Source organism: Achromobacter sp. Marseille-Q0513 (genome assembly GCF_018195695.1).
GTDB lineage: Bacteria > Pseudomonadota > Gammaproteobacteria > Burkholderiales > Burkholderiaceae_B > Achromobacter.
Genome location: NZ_JAGTJY010000249.1, coordinates 1 through 7,277, shown reverse-complemented (window position 1 = coordinate 7,277; position 7,277 = coordinate 1). Strand labels below are relative to the sequence as shown.

The window sequence follows — 7,277 nt, the reverse complement described above, 5'->3', positions numbered from 1 at the left end:
CCCGCGCCCCCCCCGCCGCAGACGTAGGCCCGCATGATGGATCGCCGCGCACGCTACCCCCGGAGCGGGTTCGCCGGCTGCGGCAGGTTCGCCGGGGCGGGCACACGCTGCGCCCGGCGGCTGCCGCCCGTCAGCTTGCAGGTGCGGGGGCGGAAAGAGGACCTGGAGAACGCGATCTTCGACCGCAGCCGCCGCCCGCCGGTCCTGACCGACGCCGGGCTGGCGCTGGTGCACCGCGCGCGCGACCTGATCGCGCACTGGGAAAGCATGAGCGCCGCGCTGAAGAAGGGCACGGGCGCCGGCCTGCTCAAGCTGGGCAGCGTGCACACCTGCGCTTCCGGCGTGCTGCCGCTGGCGCTGCGCCATCTGCAGAAGCAGGGCCATGGCCTGGAGGTCCACGTCACCACGGGTCTCACGCACGACCTGGAACGCGCCGTGCATCACCGGCAGCTGGACGTGGCCATCGTGACCGAGCCCGAGGTGCCGCGTTCGGACCTGGATTTCCTGCCCTTCGTCGATGAGCAGCTGGTCGTCATCGCCCACCGCTCGGTCAAGGGCGCGAATGACCAGGAAGTGCTGGAGCAGACGCCCTACGTGCGCTTCAACCGCCTGGCGCGCGTCGGCAACCTGGTGCAGGAGGAGATCCTGCGGCGCCAGATCGTGGTGCGCTCGACCATGGAGATCGACAACCTGGAAGGCGTGGTGGCCATGGTCGCCAATGGCCTGGGCGCCTCGGTGGTGCCGGCCCGGGGCGTGAAGAACGAGTTCCCCGCCACCATCCGCGTGATTCCCTTTGGCTCGCCGACGGTGACCCGACGGCTGGGCATCCTGGTTCCCAAGGAGAACCCGAGGTCTCATCTTTCGCGCCTGCTGCTCGAGGCGCTGAAGTCGGTTTGCGCCGACAGCCAAGAAAAAGAACGGACCGGCTCGCGCTAGGCAACCGTCGCATTCCACGTAGCTTCCTCCGGTAGACGTCGGGCCGATCGGCCCGAGGGAGAGTTGTTGCCTCAAGAAACGCTGTTGCCTGAAAAAACGCCCGCCGGCACGCACCGGAGGGCTCCCGGGTCCGGGAATCCAAGGAGACTGACATGCAGCACATGGTTCAACCCAAAAACCGCAGGCGCTACGCCAAGGCGCTCGCCTGTGCATTGATGCTGACGCCGCTGCTCGCGGCGCCGGCGCGCGCGCAATGGCCCGAAGACCGGGTCGTCCGCATCGTCGTGCCCTTCGCGGCCGGCGGCGCGACGGACTTCCTGGGGCGGGCGCTGGCGTCCGAGCTGGGCAAGCGCCTGAAGCAGAACGTGATCGTCGAGAACCGCGCCGGCGCCGGCGGCAGCGTGGGCGCGCAGGCGGTGGCCTTGTCGCCCGCCGACGGCTATACCCTGCTGCTGGCATCGGGCAGCATGTTCACCGTCAACCAGTACATCTACGGCAAGCTGCCGTACTCGCTGGACAACTTCAGCCTGGTCGGGAAGGTGGCCAGCGGCCCCATGGTCGTGACGGTGAACGCCGGCCTGCCCGTGAAGAACATCCGGGAGCTGATCGCCTATGCCCAGGCGCGGCCGGGCAAGCTCAACTTCTCGTCCGCCGGCGTAGGCAGCCAGACGCACATGGCGGGCGAGGCCTTCAGCGACGCGGCGGGCATCAAGCTGGTGCACGTGCCCTACAAGGGCGAAGGGCCGGCCTATTCGGACCTGATGGCGGGCGTGGTGGAAGTGGCCGTCGCCAACATCAATGCCATCACTCCCTTGCTCAAGGGCGACCGCCTGCGCGCGCTGGCCGTCACGGGCAAGGAGCGCTCGCCGCTGCTGCCGGGCGTGCCCACCGTGGCCGAGGCGGGCGTGCCCGGCTTCGAATACACCGGCTGGTTCGCGTTGATGGCGCCGGCGGGAACGCCGCAGCCCATCGTGGACCGGCTGCTGGCTGACCTCAAGACGGCCGTGGAGCAGCCCGGCATGAAGCGTTACTTCGAGGAGCAGGGCATGTCCGCTGCGGTGAAGCCACCCGGCCCGCTCAAGGAGGAGATCGTGCAGGAGTCGGCCCGCTGGCAGGCCCTGGTCCGGAAAAAGCAGATCACGGCGAACTGAACCGACGCGCGCCGTCCCGATGGCTGGCGCGCGCACCATTCCCCTTCATGTAGGCAGATCGCGACATGCCCGCCGACCTCATCGCCCTGGCCGCGCCCGTCGTCTTCACCGCGTATGTGGTGTTCGGCATGACGGGGTTCGGCGCCGCCATGGTCGCCGTGCCCATCCTGGCGCAGTTCATGCCCTTGTCCTTCGCCGTGCCGCTGGTCGTGCTGTTCGACCTGGCCTGCACGGCGCTGGTCGGCGGCCGGAACTGGCGGCAGGTGTCGCGCGTGGAACTGGCGCGGCTGTTTCCGTGGATGCTGCTGGGCATCTTCCTGGGCGTGACGCTGCTGCGCAATGCAGGCGCGCGCTGGCCGCTGATCGTGCTGGGCTGCTTCGTGCTGACGGTCTGTGCGCGCGGCCTGAGGGGCGGCCGGGGCGCCAGCCAGGAGCCGCTGCCCACGCCCTGGGCGCTGCCGTTCGGCGTGTTCGGCGGCGTGTTCAGCGCGCTGTTCGGCACGGGCGGACCGATCTACACCATCTACCTGTCGCGCCGCATTGCCGCGCTGGACGCGTTCCGCGCCACGATTTCGGTCGTCATCCTGGCCAGCGGCGTCGTCCGCGCCGGGGCCTTCGCCGCCGCCGGGCTGTATGCGCAGCCGACCATGCTGAAGAGCGCTGCCTTGCTGCTGCCCGTGGCGCTGGCCGGGTTGTACGCCGGATCGCGCCTCAGGACGCGGGTAGCGCCGGCCCGCCTGCAGCGGCTCATCTTCCTGCTGCTGGCGGTGGCTGGCGCGGGAGCGATCTATCGCGGGTGGATGTCGCCGGCGTGATGGCGCGGCCTACTTCGCCGTCGGCATGGCGAATTCCGCGCCCTTGGCGATGCTCTCGGGCCAGCGCTGCATGATGGACTTCTGCTTGGTGTAGAAGCGCACGCCTTCCTCGCCATAGGCGTGCATGTCGCCGAACAGCGAACGCTTCCAGCCGCCGAAGCCGTGCCAGGCCATGGGCACGGGGATCGGCACGTTGATGCCCACCATGCCGACCTGGATGCGGCGGCCGAATTCGCGCGCCACGTTGCCGTCGCGCGTGAAGCAAGCCACGCCGTTGCCGAATTCGTGCGCGTTGATGAGATCGACGGCGGCCTTCAGGTCCGGCACCCGCACGCAGCCCAGCACCGGGCCGAAGATCTCTTCCTTGTAGATGCGCATGTCGGGCGTGACATGGTCGAACAGCGTGCCGCCCAGCCAGAAGCCGTCGTCGCAGCCCGCGCCGGCCTGCGCGCCGCGAAAGCCGCGGCCGTCCACCAGCAGCTTGGCGCCTTCCTGCTCGCCCAGCGCGATGTAGCCGCTGATGCGCTCATGGGCGGCGCGGGTGACGATGGGGCCCATCTCGGCGTCCAGGTTCTCGCCGTCCAGCACCTTCAGCGCCTTGGTGCGCTCGATCAGCTTGGGCAGGCAGCGCTCGGCCGCGTCGCCCACCAGCACGGCCACGCTGATGGCCATGCAGCGCTCGCCGGCCGAGCCGTAGCCGGCGCCGATCAGCGCGTCCACGGCCTGGTCGATATCGGCGTCGGGCATCACCACCATGTGGTTCTTGGCGCCGCCCAGCGCCTGCACGCGCTTGCCGAGGCGGGCACCGGTCTCGTAGATGTAGTTGGCGATCGGGGTGGAGCCGACGAAGCTCAGGGCCTTCACGTCGGGATGCTCCAGCAGCGCGTCGACGGCCGTCTTGTCGCCCTGCACCACGTTGAAGACGCCGTCCGGCAGGCCGGCTTCCTTCAGCAGCTCGGCGATGCGCAGCGACGGGCTGGGGTCGATGGGGCTGGGCTTGAGCACGAAGGTGTTGCCGGCGGCGATGGCGACGGGGATCATCCACATCGGCACCATCACCGGGAAGTTGAAGGGCGTGATGCCCGCCACCACGCCCAGCGGCTGGCGCATCGTCCAATTGTCGATGCCGGTGGAGACCTGTTCGGTGTAGTCTCCCTTGAGCAGCTGGGGAATGCCGCAGGCGAACTCGACGATGTCGATGCCGCGCGACACTTCGCCCTGCGCGTCGGTAAAGACCTTGCCGTGTTCAGCGGTGATCAGGTGGGCCAGTTCGTCGCGGTGACGGTTCAGCAGCTCCAGGAACTTGAACATGACGCGGGCGCGGCGGATCGGCGGCGTGTCCGCCCAGGCGGGGAAGGCGGCCTGGGCGCTGGCGACGGCGCGGGCAACCTCGTCCGGCGTGGCCAAGGCGACGTGGCGGGCGACGGCGCCGGTGGCGGGGTTGTAGACCGGCTGGCGGGCGCCTTGCCCGGGCACGGTTTGGCCGCCGATGTAGTGGCCGATGATGCTTGCGTTCATGCTGTGCTCCTGGATCTTGGGGAATGGCTGGACCAGCCCGCAATGTCGCTGAACGCGCGGCGGCCGTCGAGACCGATACGCTGGAATCAGTGTTTGGAATTCTGAACAACGGAATGCGCATGGAACGAGCAAGACGATTGGAAGACCTGTGGTCGCACATCCACTGCCTGGGCATCCTGGCCGAGACCGGCAGCTTTACGGCGGCGGCGCAGCGCCTGCAGCTCAGCAAGGCCTCGGTCAGCCAGCGCATCGCCGAGCTGGAAAAGGCCGTCGGACTGCCGCTGGTGCGGCGCACGACGCGCGGCGTCAGCCTGACGGAGGCGGGCGCGCACCTGGTCGAGCAGACCGCCGCCGCCTTCCAGCGCATCGAGGCGGGCTACTCGGCCGTGAAGGACCTGTCGGCCGGGCCACGGGGCGTGTTGGCGATGACCGCGCCGGTGGCGCTGGGGCGGCAGATCATCGCGCCGCTGATTCCGGCGTTCCTCAAGCGCTACCCGGACGTGCAGATCCAGCTGGACCTGAGCGACCGGCTGGCCGCGCTGGCCACCGAGGGCTTCGACCTGGCGATCCGGCACGTGGCCGAGGTGCCCGACACGCATGTGGCTTCGCTGATCGGCGAGATACGTTCGGTGCTGGTCGCCACGCCTATGTACCTGGCCGAGCACGGCACGCCCGCCGTGCCGGCGGATCTGGAGCGGCACGACTGCATCCATTACCTGCGGCGCTCGGGCGCGGCGGCCTGGGCGTTCCGGCGTCCGGGGGCGGACGAGCGCGTGCAGGTGCCGGTCCGGGGCAGCTTCGCGGCCAACAACAGCGAGGTATTGCGAGAGGCCGCGCTTGGTTCCGTCGGCATCGCGCTGCTGCCCGATTTCAGCGCGGGTCCGGCGCTGCGCGACGGGACATTGGTCGAGGTGCTGGGCGATTGGCGGGTGGAGGGGGATTTCGCCGACAGCCTGTTCGCGGTCCGGCCGTATACGCCGCACGTGCCGAGGGTGGTGTCGTTGTTCGTGGGGTTTTTGAGGGAGGCATTGTCGGGGGCGGGCTCACGCTGACGGCTGCGGTATCCGTCCCGGCCAGGGAATCAATGGCGATCATGCGGCCGCGTATCCCCAATGATTGGCCAGGGCGGTGGCGAAGATCGAGCATCCATGGCGATCCAGAAGATTCAGGTAATCATCTTGGGCGACTGACGGCGCCTTGAAGCGCAGAAGCATGGCTGCAAGCACATCGGCCGTGCGCGGCCGGGCCTTGAGCAAGGCCGCAAGAAAGACGCCCGGCCGCAAGGATCGAATGCGGGTACCCAGGAATGCCGCTTGGGGCAGGTGACGCGTGTTGTTCGTCACCAGGAAGACCGGCAGGTCAGGGTGATGCCGCTGGCTCAGTTTCAGCGCGCTCGCCGCTACGTGGATGTCCTTGGCATCGACGCTGGCGCTGAAACCGTGTTCCAGCATCTTGCTGGCGCGAATCCGCGCATCGGGAAAGGCCCGGTCTAAAAGCCGTACCACTTCGGCCGCCTGCCTTGCCGTTTGGCCAAACGCGGGCTTGACCAGGTTTCGTTGCACTTCCTTGAGAACCAGGGGGCTCCAGTGCGCCTGAATGAGCCCGGCGTCCGCCAGATCCAGAAAGGTGCTGCGCAAGTACTGCGGCAGCAGGATATTGGCGTCCAGGAATACCGGCGTTGCCCTTGCCGACCGCGCGATGATGGTCGCCAGGGCTCGTACCGCGTCCGGCATCAGGACGATTTCGTCCAGCGGCGCGCTGGAACCGCACGCGCGGTTTCAAGTTCCTGGGCCCGTTGATCGGACGTGAGGGTTTCAAGCCGGTTCAGCACGGTGCGGCGAGAGGTTTGCATCGCAAGGCGAACGCGCTCGACCTCTGGCGCGGGAATGCGGCGATGGCCTGCCTGCGTTCTTTCGACCCCTTGGAACACGCCGTCCTCCACCAGTTTGACGACATACGGCCGGCTGACGTTGAGCAGGTCGGCTGCCTGCTGCGTGGACAGCATGGGGATGCGCATGGGGCCCAGGGCACGGTCGGACAGGGCGCGGACCCGGAAGATCACGGTTTCGTTGTCATCGGGATCGATCGCATAGGCGAATGCGTAGCGCCGGTCGGGTTCGCCTTGCCCGCGTATACGGACGGTTCTTTCGTGGACCAATGCCTGATGGCGTTGCGCGGAGTGCCGTTCCAGGTAGCTCATCGCTTCCGGCTCGGCCAGCAACAGCGCGAATCCTCCCGAGGCGGCGGGATGGATCAGCGTTTGTGCCGGATGACGCTTTGCCGGGCTTTTCTTCGGCCTTGCCTGTTGGTGTTGCCGGACTGTCTTGAGTACCTCCAGCACGGCGTTTTCCAATGATGTTATCGGCGCGGGGACTGCCTTCCCGGACGCTCGGGCGGAACGGCTGCTGCCGGGTGCCTTGGCCGGCGGCGGCTTGGAGGGTTTCAGGGGAGCCATGTGGTCAGCATAGGTCGGCACCCGTGGAAACGCAAATATCGAAAGGCGGGATGGCGGCCGCGCGAGGCTGGTAGTCATATCGGGCAGTGAGCGTCTTGGTGGATGGCGCACGCAATGTGCGGCCTTTTCGGGCTGGCAAGGAGCAACCGCCCGCCCGATCATCAGATTGCCAGGGCACGATCGGCCATGGCAATGGGTTGGAGGGGCAGGATGAGTCCGATATTCAGAGGGCGCGCCCGCAGCTCGGGGTATCTCTGTGAAGACATCTCTGCGGGTGATCTCCTTGCAGCGGATCTCTTTGCTCGATGCGCGCGTGCGCCGGCGTCCGATCAGAAGGGTCGGCGTATTCGGTCAGGTGTGTTGCCCATGACGAATACACCGATCGCGCGGGCAGGGGGGGAG

Annotated in this window: 7 protein-coding genes; 4 read left to right on the top strand and 3 right to left on the bottom strand. The window is 68.1% G+C overall.

The genetic code is table 11. From position 1 onward, the window contains the following. Positions 1–141: 141 nt before the first annotated feature. The 3 genes from KDH83_RS28515 (at position 142) to KDH83_RS28505 (ending at position 2,902) form a co-directional block, all read left to right on the top strand. Positions 142–936, top strand: a complete 795-nt coding sequence (locus tag KDH83_RS28515) for a LysR substrate-binding domain-containing protein (RefSeq protein WP_349291686.1) — start codon at positions 142–144, stop codon at positions 934–936. Between the two features lie 152 nt (positions 937–1,088). Beyond that, positions 1,089–2,087 carry a tripartite tricarboxylate transporter substrate binding protein gene (locus tag KDH83_RS28510; protein WP_212321960.1) on the top strand — a complete coding sequence of 333 codons (999 nt, stop codon included), beginning with the start codon at positions 1,089–1,091 and terminating at the stop codon, positions 2,085–2,087. A gap of 65 nt (positions 2,088–2,152) precedes the next feature. Then, positions 2,153–2,902 (top strand): sulfite exporter TauE/SafE family protein, encoded by a 750-nt coding sequence (locus KDH83_RS28505; protein ID WP_212321958.1) that lies wholly within the window; start codon positions 2,153–2,155, stop codon positions 2,900–2,902. Between the two features lie 9 nt (positions 2,903–2,911). On the opposite strand, the gene KDH83_RS28500 is transcribed toward KDH83_RS28505, so the two are convergent. After that, entirely contained in the window at positions 2,912–4,420 is a 1,509-nt protein-coding gene (locus tag KDH83_RS28500) for a CoA-acylating methylmalonate-semialdehyde dehydrogenase (RefSeq protein WP_212321956.1), read from the bottom strand. Positions 4,421–4,539: 119 nt separating this feature from the next. Here KDH83_RS28500 and KDH83_RS28495 point away from each other — a divergent pair, with 119 nt between their 5' ends. Continuing rightward, positions 4,540–5,472 carry a LysR family transcriptional regulator gene (locus tag KDH83_RS28495; RefSeq protein WP_212321954.1) on the top strand — a complete coding sequence of 311 codons (933 nt, stop codon included), beginning with the start codon at positions 4,540–4,542 and terminating at the stop codon, positions 5,470–5,472. Between the two features lie 39 nt (positions 5,473–5,511). Here the strand turns inward: KDH83_RS28495 and KDH83_RS28490 are convergent, their stop codons facing one another. Both KDH83_RS28490 and KDH83_RS32995 read right to left on the bottom strand, forming a co-directional pair. Then, positions 5,512–6,153, bottom strand: coding sequence for a PIN domain-containing protein (locus KDH83_RS28490; protein ID WP_212321952.1), 642 nt, complete (start codon positions 6,151–6,153; stop codon positions 5,512–5,514). Next, on the bottom strand, positions 6,153–6,761 hold the full coding sequence (locus KDH83_RS32995; RefSeq protein ID WP_349291685.1) for an excisionase family DNA-binding protein: 609 nt from the start codon (positions 6,759–6,761) through the stop codon (positions 6,153–6,155). Before KDH83_RS32995 ends, KDH83_RS28490 begins: the two co-directional genes overlap by 1 nt. Positions 6,762–7,277 lie beyond the last annotated feature (516 nt).